Origin of the sequence: Pseudoselenomonas caprae (assembly GCF_008271345.1) — a bacterium.
Classification (GTDB): Bacteria; Bacillota; Negativicutes; order Selenomonadales; family Selenomonadaceae; genus Selenomonas_A; species Selenomonas_A caprae.
Genome location: NZ_VTOZ01000063.1, coordinates 1 through 864, shown reverse-complemented (window position 1 = coordinate 864; position 864 = coordinate 1). Strand labels below are relative to the sequence as shown.

Annotated in this window: 1 rRNA gene; it reads right to left on the bottom strand. The window is 46.4% G+C overall.

The annotated features are described in order from the left end of the window. Positions 1–625, bottom strand: a 23S ribosomal RNA gene (locus FZ041_RS14315); the annotation flags it as partial. Positions 626–864: the final 239 nt, after the last annotated feature.

Below are 864 nucleotides of genomic sequence, written 5' to 3'. Positions count from 1 at the left end.
CTTAACCTCGCAACAAAAATTAACTCGCCGGTTCATTCTTCAATAGGCACGCTGTCGCACATATAAAGTGCTTCAACTGCTTGTAGACATACGGTTTCAGGTTCTATTTCACTCCCCTCCCGGGGTCCTTTTCACCTTTCCCTCACGGTACTATGCGCTATCGGTCGCTTCGTAGTATTTTGCCTTGGATGGTGGTCCACCCTGCTTCCCACAAGGTTTCACGTGTCTCGTGGTACTCTGGATACTGGCCCGTTGGAATCCCTTTCGCTTACGGGGGTTTCACCTTCTGTGCCGCTCCTTCCCAGAAGCTTCAGCTAGGAATTCTTCCCTTTATGCCAGTCCTCAACCCCGGTCGACCGAAGTCGTCCGGTTTGGGCTCTTCCCTGTTCGCTCGCCGCTACTATGGGAATCTCGTTTGATTACTTTTCCTCTGGCTACTTAGATGTTTCAGTTCACCAGGTCTGCCTTCCGTAGATGATACGACATAACTCGTACCGGGTTGCCCCATTCGGAGATTCATGGATCACAGCCTACTTGCGGCTCCCCATGACTTTTCGCAGCTTATCGCGTCCTTCATCGGCTCGAAGCGCCTAGGCATCCGCCATATGCCCTTTGTAGCTTAACTTATAAGCCATAAAGATCAATTGCTTGATGTCTATGCTTGTTTGAATCCTAAAATGTTCGTTTCAACCATTGTTTACACTATCTTTCGATCTTGTACTCGATGATTTTGATACATTTTATCTTCTGTGTAGTTTTCAGTGTACATATTTAAAGGATTATTCCCTCAAAACTAGACAATGTAAAATGGATTACTCCAGATGTCCGACCTAAGAGTCTCATTAGAACTGAATCTAATGCGAT